Origin of the sequence: Sorangium sp. So ce124 (genome assembly GCF_051525235.1) — a bacterium.
Lineage (GTDB): Bacteria > Myxococcota_A > Polyangia > Polyangiales > Polyangiaceae > Sorangium > Sorangium atrum.
In genome coordinates, this window is the sequence record NZ_CP150312.1 from 9,206,416 (window position 1) to 9,225,519 (window position 19,104).

15 protein-coding genes and 1 tRNA gene are annotated in these 19,104 nt (G+C 72.0%); 10 read left to right on the forward strand and 6 right to left on the reverse strand.

All coding sequences use genetic code 11. From position 1 onward, the window contains the following. Nucleotides 1-23: 23 nt before the first annotated feature. From WMF19_RS34485 to WMF19_RS34500, 4 genes are read left to right on the forward strand one after another with little or no spacing between them, the layout of a single operon-like run. Entirely contained in the window at nucleotides 24-2,687 is a 2,664-nt protein-coding gene (locus tag WMF19_RS34485) for a DUF2169 family type VI secretion system accessory protein (protein ID WP_437894243.1), read from the forward strand. Beyond that, on the forward strand, nucleotides 2,674-3,783 hold the full coding sequence (locus WMF19_RS34490) for a pentapeptide repeat-containing protein (RefSeq protein WP_437894244.1): 1,110 nt from the start codon (nucleotides 2,674-2,676) through the stop codon (nucleotides 3,781-3,783). The genes WMF19_RS34485 and WMF19_RS34490 overlap by 14 nt, the downstream gene beginning before the upstream one ends. Nucleotides 3,784-3,793: 10 nt before the next feature. Beyond that, on the forward strand, nucleotides 3,794-4,447 hold the full coding sequence (locus WMF19_RS34495) for a DUF3540 domain-containing protein (RefSeq protein ID WP_437894245.1): 654 nt from the start codon (nucleotides 3,794-3,796) through the stop codon (nucleotides 4,445-4,447). 9 nt (nucleotides 4,448-4,456) lie between these two features. Further along, a complete protein-coding gene (locus tag WMF19_RS34500) occupies nucleotides 4,457-4,846 on the forward strand; it encodes a DUF4150 domain-containing protein (RefSeq protein WP_437277217.1) in 390 nt (129 codons plus the stop codon). A 114-nt stretch (nucleotides 4,847-4,960) separates the two neighbouring features. Here WMF19_RS34500 and WMF19_RS34505 read toward each other — a convergent pair whose 3' ends face one another. After that, the gene (locus WMF19_RS34505) at nucleotides 4,961-5,959 is read right to left on the reverse strand and encodes a MopE-related protein (RefSeq protein WP_437894246.1); all 999 of its coding nucleotides are present in this window, start codon (nucleotides 5,957-5,959) and stop codon (nucleotides 4,961-4,963) included. A gap of 300 nt (nucleotides 5,960-6,259) precedes the next feature. Here WMF19_RS34505 and WMF19_RS34510 point away from each other — a divergent pair, with 300 nt between their 5' ends. The 3 genes from WMF19_RS34510 to WMF19_RS34520 all read left to right on the forward strand — a co-directional run bounded on the left by WMF19_RS34510 (nucleotide 6,260) and on the right by WMF19_RS34520 (nucleotide 8,958). Then, nucleotides 6,260-7,006, forward strand: a complete 747-nt coding sequence (locus WMF19_RS34510) for an outer membrane lipoprotein-sorting protein (protein ID WP_437894247.1) — start codon at nucleotides 6,260-6,262, stop codon at nucleotides 7,004-7,006. A gap of 350 nt (nucleotides 7,007-7,356) precedes the next feature. Next, nucleotides 7,357-7,734: a response regulator gene (locus WMF19_RS34515; protein WP_437894248.1), complete on the forward strand. Its 378-nt coding sequence runs from the start codon at nucleotides 7,357-7,359 to the stop codon at nucleotides 7,732-7,734. 63 nt (nucleotides 7,735-7,797) lie between these two features. Beyond that, nucleotides 7,798-8,958 (forward strand): sensor histidine kinase, encoded by a 1,161-nt coding sequence (locus WMF19_RS34520; RefSeq protein ID WP_437894249.1) that lies wholly within the window; start codon nucleotides 7,798-7,800, stop codon nucleotides 8,956-8,958. 27 nt (nucleotides 8,959-8,985) lie between these two features. On the opposite strand, the gene WMF19_RS34525 is transcribed toward WMF19_RS34520, so the two are convergent. The 4 genes from WMF19_RS34525 to WMF19_RS34540 all read right to left on the reverse strand — a co-directional run bounded on the left by WMF19_RS34525 (nucleotide 8,986) and on the right by WMF19_RS34540 (nucleotide 14,739). Continuing rightward, nucleotides 8,986-9,684 carry a DUF4230 domain-containing protein gene (locus WMF19_RS34525; RefSeq protein WP_437324100.1) on the reverse strand — a complete coding sequence of 233 codons (699 nt, stop codon included), beginning with the start codon at nucleotides 9,682-9,684 and terminating at the stop codon, nucleotides 8,986-8,988. Nucleotides 9,685-9,862: 178 nt separating this feature from the next. Then, entirely contained in the window at nucleotides 9,863-11,179 is a 1,317-nt protein-coding gene (locus WMF19_RS34530) for a hypothetical protein (protein ID WP_437894250.1), read from the reverse strand. A gap of 121 nt (nucleotides 11,180-11,300) precedes the next feature. Further along, a complete protein-coding gene (locus WMF19_RS34535; protein ID WP_437894251.1) occupies nucleotides 11,301-13,631 on the reverse strand; it encodes a transglycosylase SLT domain-containing protein in 2,331 nt (776 codons plus the stop codon). Between the two features lie 121 nt (nucleotides 13,632-13,752). After that, entirely contained in the window at nucleotides 13,753-14,739 is a 987-nt protein-coding gene (locus WMF19_RS34540; RefSeq protein ID WP_437894252.1) for a hypothetical protein, read from the reverse strand. A gap of 187 nt (nucleotides 14,740-14,926) precedes the next feature. On the opposite strand from WMF19_RS34540, the gene WMF19_RS34545 reads away from it, so the two are divergent. Then, complete coding sequence (locus WMF19_RS34545) at nucleotides 14,927-16,015, forward strand: hypothetical protein (protein WP_437894253.1); 1,089 nt, start codon at nucleotides 14,927-14,929, stop codon at nucleotides 16,013-16,015. 82 nt (nucleotides 16,016-16,097) lie between these two features. On the opposite strand, the gene WMF19_RS34550 is transcribed toward WMF19_RS34545, so the two are convergent. Further along, complete coding sequence (locus tag WMF19_RS34550; protein WP_437324105.1) at nucleotides 16,098-17,546, reverse strand: MXAN_5187 C-terminal domain-containing protein; 1,449 nt, start codon at nucleotides 17,544-17,546, stop codon at nucleotides 16,098-16,100. 81 nt (nucleotides 17,547-17,627) lie between these two features. Here WMF19_RS34550 and WMF19_RS34555 point away from each other — a divergent pair, with 81 nt between their 5' ends. Beyond that, on the forward strand, nucleotides 17,628-18,731 hold the full coding sequence (locus WMF19_RS34555) for a histone deacetylase family protein (protein ID WP_437894254.1): 1,104 nt from the start codon (nucleotides 17,628-17,630) through the stop codon (nucleotides 18,729-18,731). A gap of 285 nt (nucleotides 18,732-19,016) precedes the next feature. Next, nucleotides 19,017-19,092 (forward strand) — tRNA-His (locus WMF19_RS34560). Nucleotides 19,093-19,104: the final 12 nt, after the last annotated feature.

Consider the following 19,104-nt stretch of genomic DNA (forward strand, 5'->3'; position numbering starts at 1 on the left):
CGCGGGAGCCTGCAGCGAACCTCATGAAGACCATCAAGCCGAACCGGCTGGGGCTGCTCACCAAGGTGTTCGAGAACGACGGCGAGCCGTACCTCGTCGTCACGCTCCTCGTCTTCTTCCCGTTCGAGGCGCCGAGGCACCTGCTCCACGAGCAGAGCCTCTGGAGGTTCGCCGGCACGGAGCTCGGGAGCGACGCCATCCTCGACGAGTGCATGCCGAAGCTCCGGGGAGAGCTGCTCGTGAACGGCCACTGCTTCACCGCGGGCGCCGTGCCGCGCACCGCGTGCTCGGTGCGGGTCCAGCTCGGGGCGATCGACAAGACACTTTACGTCGTCGGAGACCGCCGCTTCGGGCTCCTGGGGATGACCGATCCGGAGCCGTTCATCGAGATGCCGATCACGTGGCAGAACGCCTTCGGCGGCGAGGGCTACGCGCCGAACCCGATCGGCAAAGGCTTCGCGCCGGTGCGCGGCGAGAACGGCTCGGTGCATCCGTTGCCCAACATCGAGGATCCGCGACGCCTCGTCCGGTCGCCCGGCGACCGGCCCCCGCCCGCCGGCTTCGGAGGTTACGATCCGACCTGGCCACAGCGCTTCTCCAAGGTCGGGACGTATGATGAAGCGTGGCTCAAGGAGCGCTTCCCCGAGCTCGCCAGGGACCTCGACTGGAGCTTCTTCAACACCACACCGCCGGACCAGCAGATCGAGGGGTATTTCCGGGGCGACGAGGCGTTCGTCATCGAGAACATGCACCCCGCGAAGCCCCGGATCGAAGGGGCGCTGCCGGGGGTGGCGACGCGGTGCTTCATCAACCAGAAGACCGGCGAGGGGGAGTCCTTCCGGGAGATCGCGACCCGCCTCGACACGGTCCGGCTCTTTCCCCACCACGAGCGCGGGATCCTCGTCTATCGCGGGGTGCTCAAGATCCGTGAAGACGACGCGGCCGACGTGCTCCACATCGTCGCGGGCTGCGAGGCGATGAGCGAGCCCAGGCCGGTCGAGCATTACCGGACCGTCATGGCCCAGCGGCTGGACAAGGAGAAAGGGCACCTCTTCCTCCTGCGTGACGCGGATCTGATGCCGCCTCCGCAGCCGGACGCGGGGCCGCTGCCGGACGACCCTCAGGCCGAGATGACGAGGCTGCTCCGATCGGAAGGGCTCTTGCAGAAGCGCGCCCGCGCGAAGGCGGAGCGGCAGATCGAGGAGATCAAGGCGAAGATCCGGGCGCAGGGCCTCGATCCGGAGCCGCTCGTCGCCCCGCTGCCGCCGGACGACGACGTGGTGGAGCCCAGCCTGGACGAGCTGCCGGCGTACGTCGAGCGGGCGATGACCGAGGCCGAGAAGGTCAAGGCGGACGCGGAGGCGCGCCGCGCGGCCGAGGAGCAGAGGGCGCGCGCCGAGTGCGCGAAGCACGGATTCGATTACGACGCGATCATGGGCGAGCGGCAGAAGGAAGCCGGCGGCCCGCCTCGGTTCTCGGCCAAGAAAGAGCTCGGGCGGCTCGAAGACGTCGCCCAGATGGCGCGGAACGGCGGAGTCGAGTGGCCGGAGCTCGAGGCGCAGCTCGGTGATCCGGAGCTCGCGGCGCGCCTCTTCGAGGTCGAGGAGCAGATGCGCTCTGCCTACCGGAAGCTCGCACACCACTACCCGGCGGCCTCCCGGCTGGGCGGCGAGGAGGCCGCTCGCGTGCGGGAAGCGGTGATTGCCGGGCACCGGACCGGGGAGAGCTTTGCGGGGCGCGATCTCACGGGCGCCGATCTCTCGCACCTCGACCTGTCGGGCATCGATCTCGAGGGCGCGCTGCTCGAGGCCGCGGTCCTCACGGGCACCCGGCTTTGCGGCGCGAACCTCGCCAACGCGGTCCTGGCAAAGGCCAATCTCCTCGGCGCGGATCTCACCGGGGCGAACCTCGCCGGCGCGAACTTCGGCGGAGCGAACCTTTGCGACGTGAAGTTGCGCGGCGGGCTCGACCTCACCGGCTCCGTGCTGGCCAAGGCCAACCTGTCGGGCGCCGACCTGACCGGCGCGCGCCTGTCGGACGCGGACCTGTCCGAGGCGACCTTCGACGGGGCTGACTTCAGCCGCGTGACCGCGCGCAACCTCGTCCTCATCAACGCCGACCTCTCCGGCGCCCAGCTCTCCGGCGCAGACCTCGAGAAGTGCACCTTCATCGAGGTCAATGTGGAGGGCGTCGACTTTCGCGGCGCGAACCTCCTCGCGTCGGTGTTCATCACCGGCAAGGGCGACGGCGCCGTCTTTCGCGGCGCCAGGCTCGACAACATCCGCCTCATCGCAGGCTCGTCGTTCACCGGCGCCGACTTCCGCGGCGCTTCGCTCGAGCAGGCCAATCTTCGGGGCACCTGCCTCCGAGGGAGCGACTTCACGGAGGCCAACCTGCGGAGCTCCGATCTCAGCGAGTGCGACCTCACGGGCGCTCGCCTGGATCGCGCCGTCGCGGTGGGCGCCATGCTCATGCGGACAGACCTCTCGGGCGCCTCGCTGTCCGGAATCGATCTGATGGAGGCCGTGCTGCAGAAGGCGAAGGTCGACGACGCGAGCTTCGAGGGGGCCAACCTGTTCCGCGTCGACGCCGCGAAGATGCGCGGAAACGCCGCGACGAGCCTGAAGGGGGCCAATGTGAAGTACGTGCGCTTCATCGCGCCGCCGGAGAACCATGGACAGAAATGATCTGGTCGAGCTGGTCCAGGGCGGCGAGATCATCTCCGACGTCGACCTCTCGGGCGTCGACCTCTCGGGCGCCGACCTCTCCGGCGCGATATTCGACAAGGTGAGCTTCGCAGGCGCGGACCTCTCGGGCGCTCGGCTGAAGGAGTCCACCGCCACCGGCTGCAGCTTCAGCGGCGCGCGCCTGTCCGGCGCCAACCTGCACCTTGCGGCGATTGTGGACTGTGACCTCACGGGGGCGAAGCTGGACGGCGCCTCCCTTATCGCAGCGCAGCTCACCGGCGGCGATCTCTCCTGCATCGACCTGAGCGGAGCAGACCTGACCCTCGCGAGCGTGATCGACACGAGCCTCTCGGGCGCCCGGCTCGCGCGCGCCAACCTGGACCGCGCCGCCATCCTGGACGTGCGGACCGAGCGGCTCGACCTCTCGGGCGCCGTGCTGAAGCAGACGGCGCTCGTGCGCGCCGATCTCTCGACCGCGACCCTTGGCGGCGCCGTCCTGGAGCTCGTCGTGCTCGTGGAGGGGAAGCTCGCGGGCCAGGACCTGCGCGGGATGACGTTCACGATGACGCAGTTCACGGGCGCCGATCTCAGCGGCTGCGACTTCTCCGGCGCGACGCTCACGCAGTGCGGTTTCAAGGACGCGAACCTCTCCGGCGCCAAGCTCGACGGCGCGCTCGCGGGCCGGGCGCTCTTCGTGAATGCCAACCTCACCCGCGCGAGCCTCGCCGGGGCCGTGCTCAAGGAGTCTGTCTTCGTGGGCGCTCGCCTCATCGAGGCCAACCTCGCCGGCGCCAACCTGGAGATGTGCATCCTGACCCGGGCCGCTTGCGCGGGCGCGCGCTGGAGCGGCGCCAACCTGACGTACGCCGACCTCTCCCACGCCGACGTCTCGGCCGGCGACTTCTCGAGGGCGACCCTGTTTCGAGCGCGCCTCCATCGGATCAAGGATGAAGGGGCCGTGTGGTCCAACCGGGCGGCCGCCCTCGGCGACGACGCGGATCTCGCCGAGGCCGAGCAGTGGCAATCACGGGTGTTGAGCAGCAGCCGGGGGAGCTCGGAGCCTCCGGCCGTGGGTGTCGAGACGTCTACGCGTTGACGAGGGAATCATGCGCAATCTGGCGAGAAAGCAGGAGCCGAGGGCTCTGGTCACTCAGGAGTTCGGCACCGTGGTGCGCGCCGACGGCGCGGCGCTCGTCGTCGAGACCGACGCGGGCGAATTCAGGGCGAAGCGCGCCAAGGGGTGCCTCCTCGAGCCCGAGGCGGGCGACCTCGTGCTCCTTGCCGTGGCGACCGACGGGCGATGCTACGTGCTCTCCGTGCTGGAGCGGGAGGACGGCGCGCCCGGGAGCATCGTCGCAGACGGCGACCTGAACATCAAGCTGCCTGCCGGTCGCCTCGGCGTCGCCGCGCAGGACGGCATCGGCCTGGTCTCGGCCAAGGAGGTGGCGGTGGTCTCGGCGGGCCTCTCGGTGAACGCCGTCGACGGGAACGTCGCGCTGCAGAGCCTCTCGTTCGTCGGGACGCTCCTCCGCGCGGAGATCAGCAAGGCCAAGGTCTTTGCCGGGAGCCTCGACTCCGTGCTGGAGCGGCTCTCGCAGCGGGTGAAGCGCTCCTACCGCACCGTCGAGGAGAGCGAGCAGCTCCGGGCCGAGCGGGTCGATTACGTCGCGAAGAAGACGATGAGCCTGCGCGGCGAGAACACGCTGGTGACCGCGCAGGAGCTCGTCAAGATCGACGGCGAGCAGATCCACCTGGGTTGAGGAGGCATCATGTTCGCGAACACGCAGATGGGCGGGATGAACCTGGGGTTTCCGGACGTGTGCCTCACCCCGCCGGTGCCTGTGCCGATCCCTTATCCGAACATGTCCTTTGGCCCGGTGAGCGCGCCAGCGGCGTACAACGTGCTGTTCATGTGCGCGCCCGCGCACAACCTGCTAACGACGCAGCTCATCTCCGTCGGCGATCAGCCCGGCGTGGCCCTGGGGGTCGCGTCCGGCTCGGTCATGGGGCCTTCACGCCACATCACCGCCGCGTTCACCTGCCTCGTCGGCGGCATGCCGGCTACCCGGCTGACCAGCATGAGCCTACAGAACTCCACGAACTGCCCCGGAATGCGGATCGTGCCGAGTCAGGTCAAGGTGCTCATCCTGTCCCCCTGAGGGATCTCCACGGCCTGCGGGCGACGAAGCGCCGGATGACGATCATGCGATCCACGGCTGCGACACCGCGATGACGATGTGCTCTCACCGCGAGCGGACTCGGAGCGCTCGATCTCAATCCGCGCAGCAGAGCACGCCGCCGCCCACCGCTCCAGGCTTGATGACTTGATTGGACTCGTTGTAGCCGTCGCCCCCGCAGTCCCAGGGCCCTTTGAGGGCTTCGCAGAGATCGCCCGAGGTGCGGTCGAGCACGCCGCAGCTGGCTGGCCTTCTGCCGACGGAGCCGCACCCGAAGAGGTCGTTCGCCGTGATTCTTGAGGTGGCGCAATCGCGGGCGCAGCTCCCTCCGGTGCACACATCCCGATCCTCGTTGTCCCCCAGCGTGCAATATGCACAGCCGGTGCTCCCCTGGCGCGTTGCGAAGAACAGGCCGGGCTCGGCCGCCGCGCCGTCGCAGCCGGTGGGCGAATGGAGAGCGACGTCATCCGCGCCGTTGCAGATATGAAACCCCTTCGCGCACAGGTCGCTGGCGCTGCAGCCGAGGCCCTCGGGGTTTTGGCTGGTGTTGCCGCCGCCGAGCCCACATTGGGGTAATGGATCGATCAAGATACCCGGTACGGTGAAGCCGCCTGCGCACCCGGCGATCAGCGGATAAATGTCCTCCTCGACAAATGCCTCGCGCGTGCCGTCACTGCAGCCGTTCGTCGCTGGCACGCAGCCCTCGTCGATCTTGCCGTCACAGTTGTTGTCGACCTCATCGCCGCACAGCTCGGGCACCGGCTGTATCTCGGGGATACAAGCAAGCGCGCCGTCCACACAAACAACCCTGCCGCTCGCGCAAGGGCCCGTCTGCCCCGTGAGGCAAGCGTCGCCGGAGGTGGGGCTCTCTTCGTCGATCTGACCGTCGCAGTCGTCGTCGAGGCCGTTGCAGAGCTCCTCGGAGCAGGGCACGCCCGCGCCGGCGCCGCTGGATGAGGCAGAGGACGACGACGACGCTGACGAGGCGCCCCCCTCGCCCAGGGCATCGAACTCCAGCAGGCTTGTGCGCGCGCCGCAGGCGACAAGCGCAAAGGTGGGGACGAGGGCGAGCGTCTGAAGGAAGGGCGCGCGCATGGTGCTGATGCTCCGTTGCATCGTAGGCACGACGCGCGCTCCCGTGCAAAGAAAAAGAGTATTGCGCTTTGCTTGGTCAACTACGCGAGAGCGTCCGGATCGACACCCCCGCTAGGAGGAGATTGACTTTCGGACCGCGTTTGGATTTCCTTTTATGAAACGCAGTGTCAAGACGGCCCCCTCCCGTTCGCCGATCGCGCTCGTCTCTCACGGGGGCGTCCCCCGCCAAGTTCAGCGCCCTGATCAACGACGGCGGCTCCGCCCCGACAAGCGGCGGCCCCCCAGCTCTCCGAGGTCCCGATGAGGTTTTCGCATTTCGTTTCCATCCTTGTCACCACGGTCGCGCTCGGCCTCTCGCACGCCCCCGCGGCGCTGGCCGACGACGCCGCCGACAAGGCCCTGGCAGCGGCCGAAGCGGCCATGAACAAGGCCAAGACGCTCTACTTCGAATACGAGGCCAAGACGACGGAGAGCGGCAGACCTGACAAGACCGTCGGCCTCAACGTGTGGATGAAGGGCGAGAAGCGCCTCGCCGAGTTCACCGCTCCCGCGGACCTCAAAGGCACCAAGGTCCTCATCCTCTCCCCTTCCGAGATGTACGTCTATCTGCCGTCCTTCGGCAAAGTCCGCCGCATCGCCAGCCACACGAGCGATCAGGGCGCCTTCGGCATGGCCTTCAGCCAGGAAGACCTGGCCACTCAGAAGTACGGCAGCTACACGCCGGCCGTCAGCTCCTCCAGCGGCAAGGAGGTCAAGCTCACGCTCACCCCCAGGAGCGGCCAGACGACCTCCTACGCCAAGATCGAGATGACGATCACGAAGGACAAGAACGTCCCCAGCGAGCTCAAGTATTACGACACCGCGGGCAAGCTGGTGAAGACCGAGACCCGCACCGGCTACTCCTGCGACAGCGACGTCTGCACCCCCGGGACCCTCAAGATGGTGGACCACACAAAGAACCTCACCACCACGCTCACGCGCAAGAAGGTGAAGGTGAACGAGTCCATCAACGACGACACATTCTCCAAGCGCAACCTGGAGAAGTGAGCGACACGGCTGTCGAAAGCCACCATCTCCCCCGCCCGCCTCTCCGCTTCAAAAGACTCATTCCCGGGCTTTGAAGCCCCTGAAAGTCGGTGCGCAGGAGGGCGCCGAGGCCGCACAGGAGGTCGGCCGGTTCCCCCACAGGGCAATGGAACGCCGATAGGAGCAATCGGCTCGGCTCATCGGCGCCCAGCCGGTCCGGCGCAGCGAGAGAGCTTCTGAGAACATTTGGTGCTACCTACGGTCCAACACACCAAGCGGCGTTCGATCACCTCACTCCTCACCCGGCGCCCCGGCGCCACCGCTTCCGATCGATGGGTCTTTGTCTCGGACGAGGTCAGGATATGGCCGATTTGTTGCTCGTCGACGATAGCCACGACATCAACGAAGCCATGGAAATGCTGTTGACCGCCGAAGGGCATCGGGTGCGCATTGCCACGGACGGGAGGGCGGGGCTGCGCGCGCTGGAGGAGCGATTTCCGGATCTGATCTTCCTCGACGTGGAGATGCCGGAGCTCGACGGTCCGGGGATGGCGTGTCGGATGCTCATCGAGAACAGCGGTCGAGAGAAGATTCCGATTGTCTTCGTCTCCGGGGTCGAGGGTCTCCACAAGATCGCGAGGCGCATCGGCACTCCTTACATGCTCGGCAAGCCCTGCGATCCAGACAAGCTCCTCTTGGTGCTCGCTCGCGCTCTCGAGGAGCGGATCGCACCGCGCCCACCGAAGTGACATCGCCGCGCGCGTATGGCTGCTTGCGACGCCCGACCGGTGTGGTCAAGTTCAGCGCCAATCATGAGCTCTTTGCCAAAGTGCACCTCGAGCTCGCTTGCCGTACGCTACGGCACGGCCCTGATCTCCGGCGCGCTCGCGCTTCTCCTTGCCACCCAGGTGCCCCCGGTGTGGGCCTTGAAGCTCCCGCTGGTCTTGTTCTACGGGGTGCTGATCATCACCAGCGCCTGGATCGGCGGGCTCTGGCCGGGGCTCCTCTCCACGGTGCTCTGCGTCGTGGGGGCCGTCTACTGGATCGAGCCCCATGGAGCGTTGCGGGTCAGCCATCCCGCTGACGTCGTCGGCCTGGTCCTGTTCCTCTTGATCGGCGCGACGCTCAGCGCGTTCGGCGAGGGCGTGGCGCGGGCGGTACGCCTCGAGCGCGCCTCGCGCGAGGTGGCCGAGAACGCCGCGGCAGCGGAGCGCTCGGCCGCGCAGGTCAGGGAGCACACGCTCGCGATGGTCGCCCACGATCTTCGGGATCCGCTGTCCGTCATCGATCTGAACGCCGGGCTGATCGCGAGGGCCTCGACCGCGGGAGCGGGCGTCGAGGTCTCGCAGCGCGCGGCCGTCGTGCACCGGACCGCGCAGCGGATGAACCGCCTCCTCCGCAGCCTGCTCGACACGGCCTTGATCGACTCCGGACGGCTCGCGCTCGACCTCGCGCCCGAGTCCCCGGCGGCGTTGCTCGCCGAGGTGGTCGAGACCCACGCCGATGAAGCAGAGGCGAAGCAGATCCAGATGCGCTCCGAGGCTCCGGCGGGGCTCCCCCCCGCGCTCTGTGACCGCGATCGGATCCTCCAGGTGCTCACCAACCTCACCGTCAACGCGTTGAAGTTCACGCCGCCCGGCGGGACGATCACCCTGCGCGCCAGCGTGTCAGGCCGCTTCGTGCGGTTCAGCGTGACCGACACGGGGCCCGGGATCGACGCCGACACGCTGCCCCGGATCTTCGAGCGCTACTTCAGCGAGCGACGCAAGCAGAACGGCGGGCTCGGCCTCGGCCTCTTCATCGCGAAGGCGATCGTGGAGTCGCACCACGGCGCCATCGAGGTCGAGAGCAGCGTCGGAGAGGGATCCTCCTTCGCGTTCACGGTGCCCCTCGTCCACCAGGCCTGCGCCACGGATCAAGGCCTCGGCGCAGGCTCGATCACCACGAGCGCGAACCGCTCTCCCGCGGCGTGACGGCGCGAGACGTGCGCCCGCCCCGCGTCAGCCCCCGCCGCCGCCGACCTCGCGCCAGCGGATCTCCACCCGCTTCGCGCCGAGCTGCGTCGCGAGCGCCGTGATCTGCCGCTCGGCCTGCGCCTTCGCGCGCGCCATCACGTTCCCCTCGAGCGCGGCCTTCTCGATCGCCGCCGTCGCCTCCTTCCGGGCCCGCGCCTCGAGCTGCTCGTTGCGCCGCGCGAGCAGGCTGGTCGACCGCGTGTAGACGTACGTCTCGTCCTCGTCGAGCCGGGTCGAGAAGACCTCGGGCGCCGGCAGCGTGAGCCGCGCGACCCCGGTCTCCGGATCCATCGCGACGTCGCCCTCGCCGATCCGCGCGAGATCGACGCCGATCGTGACGTGGCCGACCGCGACGAGCAGGAGGGCATCGGTGGCCTGCACCAGGCCGAACAGGCGGCTCTGCCGGTCGGCCAGATCCACGACCTTCTCGACGTGCACCTCCGTGGTCTCGAGCCGCGACAGATCGCGGATCGCGATGACGAGCGCAGGGGACGGCCGCGCGACCACGCCGCTCGAGGGCGCGGGAGCGCCGAGGCGCGGCGCCACCACGAGCGCACCGAACCCGACCGACGCGAAGAGCGCCACGACGAGCAGCGCGATCCGCGCGGCGCGGCCCGCCTGCGCGCGGGGGCGCGGGGGGTGAACTGCGACCGAAGCGTAGGGGTCCTGGAGCGGGCCTTCCATCGGGGTCTACCTTGGAGGACCACGGGCGCGCAGCAGGCGCCCGCGGCAGCTCGGCTGGACACACCGACCCGAGGAGCCGCGCGTCCTCTGGAGAGAGTACCGAGAACTCGAAGGCCGGAGGGCGAGAAGAATCGATCAGCCCGCCCGCGCGGCGACCGCCAGGACGCTGCGAGCAGCCTCACGCGGCCCGCGCCGGGGACCGCGGCGGCGCCGCCGCCTGCTCTGCCCCCGAGGACGAGAGCGCCTGCTCGAGCATCCAGTCGTCGACGTCGCCCTCGGCCGCATGCTCCAGGGCGAGCCTCACGTCTCGGTTCGCGCAGCCCTCGGCCGCGATCCGGAGCCGCTCCTCGGTCTGGCCGTCGCGCGAGCCCGCGAGCGCGAGCGCGGCCCCGATGCGGAGCTCGGCCGGCGCGCCGCCGTCCTCGAGCACCGTGAACGCCTGCTCCCGCGTGAGCTTCGCCGTCCGGTAGTCGGCGCCGGCCTCGCCCACGAGGCGGCGCAGCGCCGCCCGCCAGGCGGACGCAGGCAGGCCGCGGCGCCCGAGGAGCGCCACCGCGCGCCCCGCCTCGTGGGCGCCGCGCCCGCTCCGCTCCCGCAGCAGCGCGAGCAGGTGCTCGCGGCGCCGCTCCGCGAGCACCATGCTGAGCCCCGTCTCGCTGGGATCGCGCAGCAGCTGCGGCGGCACGAGGGTGAGCGAGAGCTCCTCGCCCCCCGCGAGCGCGAGCTGCACGCCGAGCGCCGTCTCCTCGACCCGCTCGATGCTGCCGAAGGAGATGAAGCGCTCGCCGGCGTCGTCCCGCAGCGAGAGCCCGTCGCTGCCCGCCACCAGCACGCGGCGCGCGGAGCCCTCCCTGAGCAGCGCCGCGAGCACCCACGCCGAGGCGCCCGTGACGACGCCGAGCGAGAGCGCCACGTCGAAGTCGAGCACCGACCAGCAGATCAGCGACATGAGCGCCGCGACCCCGACGAACAGGCCGCGCCGCGGCAGCGACGGCGCGTCTTCATAGAGCCGCGCGCTCCACGTGCCCCGCGCTCGCCCGGCGGCGATCACGCCGAGCAGCCGCTCCGCGTCGACCGGATCGTCGACGCGCACCCGGATGACGTCGCCGTCGTCGGTCTTCAAGGCGACCTCGCCGCCGGAGCTCGAGAGCCGCGCGCGCGTGAGCGAGAGCAGCGGGAACGACCGCCGATCGCCGGGGCGCTCGATCCACAGCGCGTTGCTCACCCGGACGACCGCCGCGCCGGACGAGCCCACCGCCGCCCAGAGCCAGGCGATCGGCGTGTAGAGCAGGCACGCGAGGCAGAGCAGCGCGAGCAACGACCCGAGCAGCGCGAAGGGCACCATGACGGCCGCCACGATCGGGCCCGCGAGCGGCTCCACGAGCGACGCGACGGAGAAGACGACGAGGAGCCACGCCAGCGCCGACGAGAGCAGCCGGCCGATGGATCGAGCATCGGCGTAGGGCTGGATGAGGACCCCACACCGCTTGAACACGCCGTCACTGCCAGCGGTCCCAGCCACCCCACCACGGTGAAGGCACCCGCCTGCGAGTTCAAGCGCACAGCGCAATTTCAACGCAGGAGGAATCCCTGCGCTGCCGTCCCGGCGACCGCGCTCAGTACGCGTCCGCCGGGGCGCGCGCGTCCGCGGGGAGCGTGAGCGGGAGCATCTCCACGGCCGCGTCCCCGCCGGCGAGCCACTGATACCGCGCCAGGTTCGAGAGGACGCGACCCACGTAGGTGCGCGTCTCGTCGTAGGGAATGCGCGCCACCCACACGTCGGTGTCCCGGTCGATGCCCCCATCGAGCCAGTGCGACACGGCCTTCGGACCGGCGTTGTACGCCGCCGCCGCGAGCGGCAGGCTGCCCTCGAACGTCCGGAGCAGCTTGCCGATGTAGAAGCCGCCGAGGCGCAGGTTGAGCGGCGCGCTCTTGAGCTGCCCGAGGTCGAAGCCGAGCGAGAGCTCGCCCGCCGCCTTCTCGGCCGTCGACGGCATGAGCTGCATCAGCCCGACCGCGCTCGCGGGGCTCACCACGACGGGATCGAACGCGCTCTCCTGGCGCATCAGCGCGTGAACGAGGCCCCTCGGCAGCCCGTGCTGCGCCTCGAGCGCGCGCACCTCGCCGGCGTACGGCTCCGGATAGACGCACTCCCACGCCCAGCGCTCGGCCTGAGAGGGCGCGCGCTGGAGCGCCGCGGCGGAGACCGCCTGCGTGCCCACGCGGTAGCGGCGCTTCGCGGGCGAGAGCATGCCGTACATCCGGCAGAGCGCCTCGCTCTCCTGCCCCGCATAGGCCGCCGTCGCCTCTCGCTCGTTCTCGGCGAGGTAGCTCTCCGCGTCGCCGTCGAGCCCCATCGACGCGAGCAGCGCCGCGGCCGGCGGCAGCTTCACCTCCACCGCCCGGGCGTCCCCGAGGGACGCCGGGACGAGCAGCGGCGGCATGGGCGCGCCCACCGCCGCGAGGCGCGAGCGCGAGAGCAGCGCGCCCCACGAGAGCGGCTGCTCCCGCATCACCTGCGTCCAGAGCCGCACCGCGCCGTCACGGTCGCCTCCGCGCAGCGCCGCGAGCCCGGCGAGCTCGCGCAGCCGCGCCGCGTCGGCCGGCCTCGCGTCCCGCGCGAGCTGCTCCAGCGGCCGCCGCGCGCGCGCGGCGCCGCCCGTCGACAGCGTCGCGAGCGCCCGCTCGTAGGCCGCGTCGTCGCGCCGATCGCTCCGCGGATAGGCCTCGAGGAACCGGCCGTACTGCGCGGCGGCCTCCGCGTAGCGCCCGACCTGCATGAGGAGCCGCGCTGCGAGCAGGCTCGAGAGCTCCCCCCAGCGGGTCTTCCGGAACCTGCGCGCGACGGCGAGGTGCCGCTCGATCGCCTCCGCCTCGCGCCGGAGCCGCGAGAGCGAGCGCGCCGCGAGGTGCAGCTGCTCCGCCTGGCGCGCCGACGGCGAGGCGGCGACCTTGAGGAACGCCGCGGCCGCGGCCTCGTAGTCGCGCGCCTGGTAGAGCGCCGTGGCCCTGCGGTGGTGGAGCTCCGACGCCGGCACGCCCGACATCTTGTCGAGCTCGGCGATCGCCTCCGCCGCGCTGCCCCCGGCGACCATGGCGTCGACCTTCTGGAGCCGCTCCTCCTGCGAGAGCTGCCCCGGCAAGGCGGCGAGGAGCGCCGCGGCGTCGCGCCCGTCGGGCGACGACGGCGCGCTCTTCACGATCCACCGGAGGTCGGCGTGCGCGAGGGCCGCCGCGGCGGACTTCTCCGCCGGGCGCTCGGCGGCGTCGCGCACGCCGAGCAGGACGCGCGCCCGCGCCATCCGCGCCGCGGCCTCGTCGCGCGACCTGCGCGCGCGCTGCGCCGCGGCCACGGCCCGATCGGCGAGCGCGCGAGCCTGCTTGAGATCGCCGCCCTTCATGGTGGCGAGCGCGGCGCGCGCGAGGCCGGGCGCGCTGCCCGAGCGCTCGAAGTACGCCGCCGCCACGAGGAACGGCCCCGCGACGAACGCCGCCTCCGCCCGGTAGCGGGCCACCTCGCGGGCGAGGAGCGGCAGCTCCTGCTCCAGGCGGTGGAGCAGCTCCACCGCCTTGCCGTGATCCCCGAGCTCGAACGCGACGCGCGCCCGCGCGTACTTCATCGAGGGCAGCGCGCGCTGCTCCATGGGCAGGGCGTCGAGCCGCTCCGCCGCCTCGGCCCAGCGCTCGAGCCGCACCGACTCGACCCAGGCGCCGTCCACCATGGGCGGCGCGGGCGACGCGAGGGCGAGGCCCGCGGGCGGCGCGAGGGCGAGACCCACGGGCGGCGCGGCGGACGGCGCGGCGCGCGCGGTGCTCTGCGACGGGGGCGGCCCTGCCGCGTGGTGCTCCGCGCACGCGGCGAGCGAGAGGCCGAGGACCCACGCGACGGCCAGGCGGCGGCGCGCTCCCCCTGAAGACGGCTTCGGTGGCGACGGAGCCCGTTTCATAGCCGACCCGGCGCGGTGGACGACCCGCCGGCAGCGCGCCGCGAGGACGGAGCCCCGCGGGACGACGGCCTCCGCGCGCAGGCCGCTCGAACCGCAGCGCACGCGCTGCCGACCCCTCTAGCTAGCAAGCTTGGGCCCGGGGTCGCAAACAAAGTGTCGGGGCCGACGCGATCCACCGCTTCCCGATCTCCACATCCTCCTCGAACAGGAAGGCCGCCACCTCGTCGAGCGAGCCGGCGCGGTTCGGCGGCGCCCCCAGACGGAGCGCGGCGGCCTTGCCGAACGCGGCGACCACCGGGTGCGGCGAGCTCGCGAGCCGCAGGAGCTCGGGCACGAGCTCCGCCGCCCCGAACGCGCCGGCGACGACCGCCGCCAGCGGCCGAGGATCCGCGGGGCAATCGTGGCTCCACGACAGCGCGGAGCGCAGCGCCGCGATCGTCTCGGGCGCCGCGGCGCGCGCCGCCGCCGCCGTGCGGTAGCCGCCCCCCGGCAGCGCGAGCTGCGCGTCGCCGCGGCTCGTCGCGCAGATGCCGTCCGCCGCCTGGAGCAGCGCCGCGGCGATCGGCTCGGTCACGCCGTCGCCCAGCACCGTCAGCCCCTCGAGATCGGCGGCGACGGGCCGCGACGCCTCTTGCGCATACCCCTCGAGGTTGGCGAGGAGCCGCTCCAGGTCCACCGCGCCCGCGGCGCGGCCCGCCAGCACGTCGCGCTCGGTGTGCACCGTCACGAGGCTCGACACGATGGCCGGCGTCCCGCCGCGCATCGTGTGCGACACGTCCACGCTCACCCGCTGGACGGCGGGCCACCGCAGCACCCGCGGCTCCGTGTCCGGGTCGACGACGATCCCCCAGGGCACGACGGCCATCGTCACCTCGCGCGCGCCGCGCTGGATCGGGGGGCGGTGATCGGCGCGGACCAGCGCGAGCAGCCCGAGCGCGCTCCCCATCGCGATGAGCCCCAGCGAGAGCGCGTGGCCCCCGGCGCTCCAGACGGCCGCGGAGGCGCCCGCGAGCCCCGCGGTCCCGGCCGCGGCGAGCGCGCCGGTCGAGCCGGGCTCCGGGTGGAGCCACACGTAGCGGAAATCCGGCGGAGGCAGCTTGCGCAGCACGGTGACGACCCCGGACGACGAATCTAGGCTGCGGCGCCCCCGCGCGCCACCGGGTGCGCGGGGGCGCCCGCGCGCACCCGCGGCATGCCACGGCGCGTCGGAGGCGCTCGCCGCGCCGTCGACGTCCGCGCGCGCCACGCCGACGGCGGCGTTCCACGCGCGCTGCGCGGTGGTAGCTTCGCGGGCGGTGCTGCTCTCCCGCGTCCGCCTCGTCCATGTCGGCCCGTTCGAGGATCTCTCGCTCTCGCTCGAGGACGCCGCCGGCGCGCCGCGCCGGCTCGTGGTCCTCTTCGGCGGCGACGGCGTGGGCAAGACCTCGATCCTGTCGGCGATCGCGTCGACCCGGCCCGGGTACGCGGTCGCGCAGCCGAGGCCGCGCGGAGACGACGGCGCGCAGCCGCTCGTGGTCGCCGACTGGATGCTCGGCACGGACGACCCGGCGCGCGCGCACCCGCTGCGGGTCACGAGCCCGAACGCGCGCCTCGACGAGCCCGAGGACGCGGCGATCTTGCGGCGGAGGGAGCAGTCGCTGTTCGAGCGGCGCGCGGCCGAGGGGGGCTTCGTCCTCGTCGCGCTCTCGGGAGCGCGCTGGTTCTCCCGCAGCGCGATCGTGCTGACGACGCCCGAGCGCACCATCCTCCGCTACGACGTGCGCGCGGCCGCGAGCTTCGACGACGCGACGCGCACCGACCTCGCCCGTGAGACGAAGCAGGTGCTCTCGTTCATCCCGATCGCGGCGGCGATCGCGCGCGACGGCCGGAAGAGCCGGCCGGAGGCGCTCTCGGACGCCTGGCCGGGCGCCCAGGCAGCGCGGCTCGGCGCGCTCGATCGCGCGCTCAAGGAGGTGCTCGAGGCGCTGCTCGAGGGCCACGGCGTGACGTACGCCGGCGTCGATCCGCTCCGTCTCGAGCCGATCTTCGAGCGCGCGGACGGCCAGCGCGTCGACTTCGACGATCTCGGGCGGAGCGCGCGGCACACCGTCGCGTTCGGCGCGCTCGCGCTCCGCGCGCTCGCGTCCGCGCACCCGAGCGGCGATCCGCGCCTCGCCGAGGGCGTCGTGCTGATCGACGACATCGAGGCGCAGCAGCCGGTGCACCGCCAGCGATCGCTCGCCGCGCGCCTGCGCGCCGCGCTGCCCAACGTGCAGTGGATCGTCACGACCTCATCGCCGGCGATCGCCCTGGGCTGCGAGCTCGCCGACGTGATCGCGCTCCGCCGCGAGCCCTCGTCGGGGCGCGTCGAGCTGCACGAGGGCCCGGACGCCGTGCTGCACTGAGCCGCGCGGCGCGGCGCGCCTCCGGGCCGCGGGCGGCGCCGCGCCTCGCTGCGCGCGCTCCCAGGCTGCTGCGCCGCGCGCGTCAGGCGAGCGGCACGGCGAGGAGCACGATCTCCTTGCCGCGCACCTCGACCTTGTAGCGCATGGGCTTTCCGTGCTTCCGCCCGAGCTCCTGCTCGCTCGCCTTGAGGCGGGCGACGAACGCGTCGCGGGTGATGTGATCCACCGGATCGCCGAGCGACTTCTTCGCGGCGATGTACTCGCCGAAGATGCGCGCGTAGTAGGCGTCCTCCGGCTCCTCCAGGAGCGCCTTGGCGTCGGCCGGGATCTCCTCCACGGACAGCGCGGCCATCCGCTCGTCGACCTCGAGGGCGTCCCGGAAGGACGCCGACGTCGGCGCGCGCGACGGGCGCCCCTCGGCGTCGGTCTCGTCCTCCTGCACCCCGAGCAGCTGGTTCAGGAGCGAGTTCAGGCGGAACACGAGCCCGCCGAGCTCGGCGTGCTCGATCTGGAACCGGAGGTCGGTCCGGCCGTTCATGATCGCGAGCAGGCCGTCCTCGATCTCGGAGACCGGCTGCGAGATGTACGCGTCCAGGAAATACCCGGCGATCACGACGAGCACGAGCCCGAGCGCGGCGACGCCGAGCAGCGGCCAGAGCAGCGCGCTCGCGAGCCCCGGCGTCCTGAGCTGCGCGATGCTGAGGAGCACCGCGCGCCGCCCGTCGCCGTAGCCGTCGAGCGCGTGCCCGACGGCGCTGTACTCGCCGGCCAGCCCGCCGATGTCGACCGTCTGCCCGGAGCTCAGCGCCTTCAGGGCGCCGTCCTTCGCCGGCGACGCCGTGAGCGCCGCGACCAGCTGCGGGGAGGCGTCGCGCGATTTCGCCACCACGTCGAGGCCGTCGCCCGACTGCGTCGCGACGACGAGGACGCGCCCGCTCGTGCGCTCGCTCGCGTTGGTCAGCCGCTCGTCGTTCAGCGCGGTGCCCACCGCGACGGCGCCGATGATCTGCCCGGCGTCGCTGCGGATGGGCGCGTAGGACGCGAGCAGCTGCTCGTTGCGCGCCCGGCTCACCCACACGTCCGAGCCGGTCACCCCCTGCTCGATGGCGAGCTTCAGCGACGGGTAGACGGCGCCGAGGTTATCTCCGCGCATGAGCGCGGAGGCGTTCCGTCCGAGCACCACGCCCTTCGTGTCCACCAGGACCACGAGGGAGGGCGGGGTCCTGGCGAGCTCGGGCGAGGCGGCGACCGCCTCCCGGATGGCGTTGGCGGCGCTGGTGGCCGCCTCCGCGCGGGCCGGGGCGGTGCCGGCGTTGAACGGCTCGCGCAGCTTCGGGTCGCTCGCGTGGGAGTCGAGCCACCGCTCCAGCACGAGGCCGTCCACCTGGAGCTGCGCCATGGCGGCCGCGAGCGCGCGCGGCGCCTCGCCGGGGCGCCCGATCTCCGCGAGGGAGGCGCGCGTGAGGGCGTAAAAAAGCCCTCCGACCATGAGGACAATCACGGCGAAGACTGCGATGATCTTTCCGCGCATCCTGCGTCTCCACTCCTTCTTTCCGGGGCTCAGGGCAAGCTACCATCCGCTGCGGCGCTGCTACAACTCTCCACCCAGCTCATGGTGCACTTGAATCAGCCGCACTCCGAAGCCCCGCGCCTCTACGTCGTCGACGACGCGCTGTTCGAGCAACATCGCTCGCGAGGCGCGCACCCGGAGCGCCCGGAGCGCCTCGAGGCCGCCCGCCGCGCCATCGAGCGATGCGCCGCGGCCGGCCTCTCGCTGGAGCACGTGGCGTCGCGCGACGCCACCGAGGAAGAGCTCGCCCGGGTGCACGCCCCGCGGTACCTGGAGTCGCTCGGCCGGCTCAGCGGCCACTATGCGGCGCTCGACCCCGACACGTACGTGGTCCCGCGCTCGGTCGAGGCGGCGAGGCGCGGCGCGGGCGCCGCGGTGGCGCTTGTCGACGCGGTGCTCGCCGGCCCCGGCCGGCTCGGGGTCGCGCTGCTCCGTCCGCCTGGCCACCACGCTACGCGCGACGCCGGGATGGGCTTCTGTCTCCTGAACAACGTCGCCGTGGCGGCGCAGGCGGCGCTGAGCAGCGGGCTCTCGCGGGTGGCGGTCGTCGACTTCGACGTGCACCACGGCAACGGCACGCAGGACATCTTCTGGGACGATCCGCGGGTGCTGTTCTGCTCGCTGCACCAGTGGCCGTTCTATCCCGGCACCGGCGCCGCCAACGAGCTCGGCGGAGGCGACGGCACCGGTTACACGGTGAACGTGCCGCTGTCCGACGGCGCGACGGACGCTGTCTACGAGGCTGCGTTCGACGAGCTTCTCCTTCCGGTGCTCGACGAGTATGCGCCCGAGCTGATCCTGGTCTCGGCGGGGTTCGACGCGCACGAGCGCGATCCGATGGCGGCGATGAAGCTGTCGCGCGCCGCGTACGCGGCGATGGGCCGCCGGCTCGCGGCGATGGCGACCGCGAAGGCGGGGGGGCGGCTCGCCATCTTCCTGGAGGGCGGCTACGACCTGACCGCGCTCGAGAGCTCGCTCGCGGCGGCGCTGCTCGCGGCGTCCGGCCGCGAGGCGGCAGACGACCCGGCTGGAGCGTCGGTGCCGCCGCCGGCGCATCCCACGCAGCGCGCGCCGATCTCGACCCGCCACCGCGCGGACCTGGACCGGGCCCGCCGGGCCGCGCTGCGCCGGTGGACGACGCTCTGAGCGAGCCGACCGGCGCGCGCCGGGGAACCGGGGCCGAGGCGTGAGCGGGGCCGAGGGGGGGCGCCCGGCGGGCCGTCGTCCCGCGGGGGCCCTCTGCTGGAGGAGTGGAGGAGGCCGGCGCCTCCTTGGGGGTCGGGGCGGGAAGCCGGGGCGAGGGGCTCGAAAGGTGGCCGGATCCAGGGGTGGGGGCTCGAAGAGCGACACGCGGTGCGTTTCCGTGATTGCACTCTGCGCGGAGCTGAGTATTCTGCCAGGCCTTCGCAGCCCCACGGGCCGCGAAGAACGGTGGGTATAGCTCAGTTGGTAGAGCACTGGATTGTGGCTCCAGTTGTCGCGGGTTCGATTCCCGTTACTCACCCCAGGTAGACAAGCC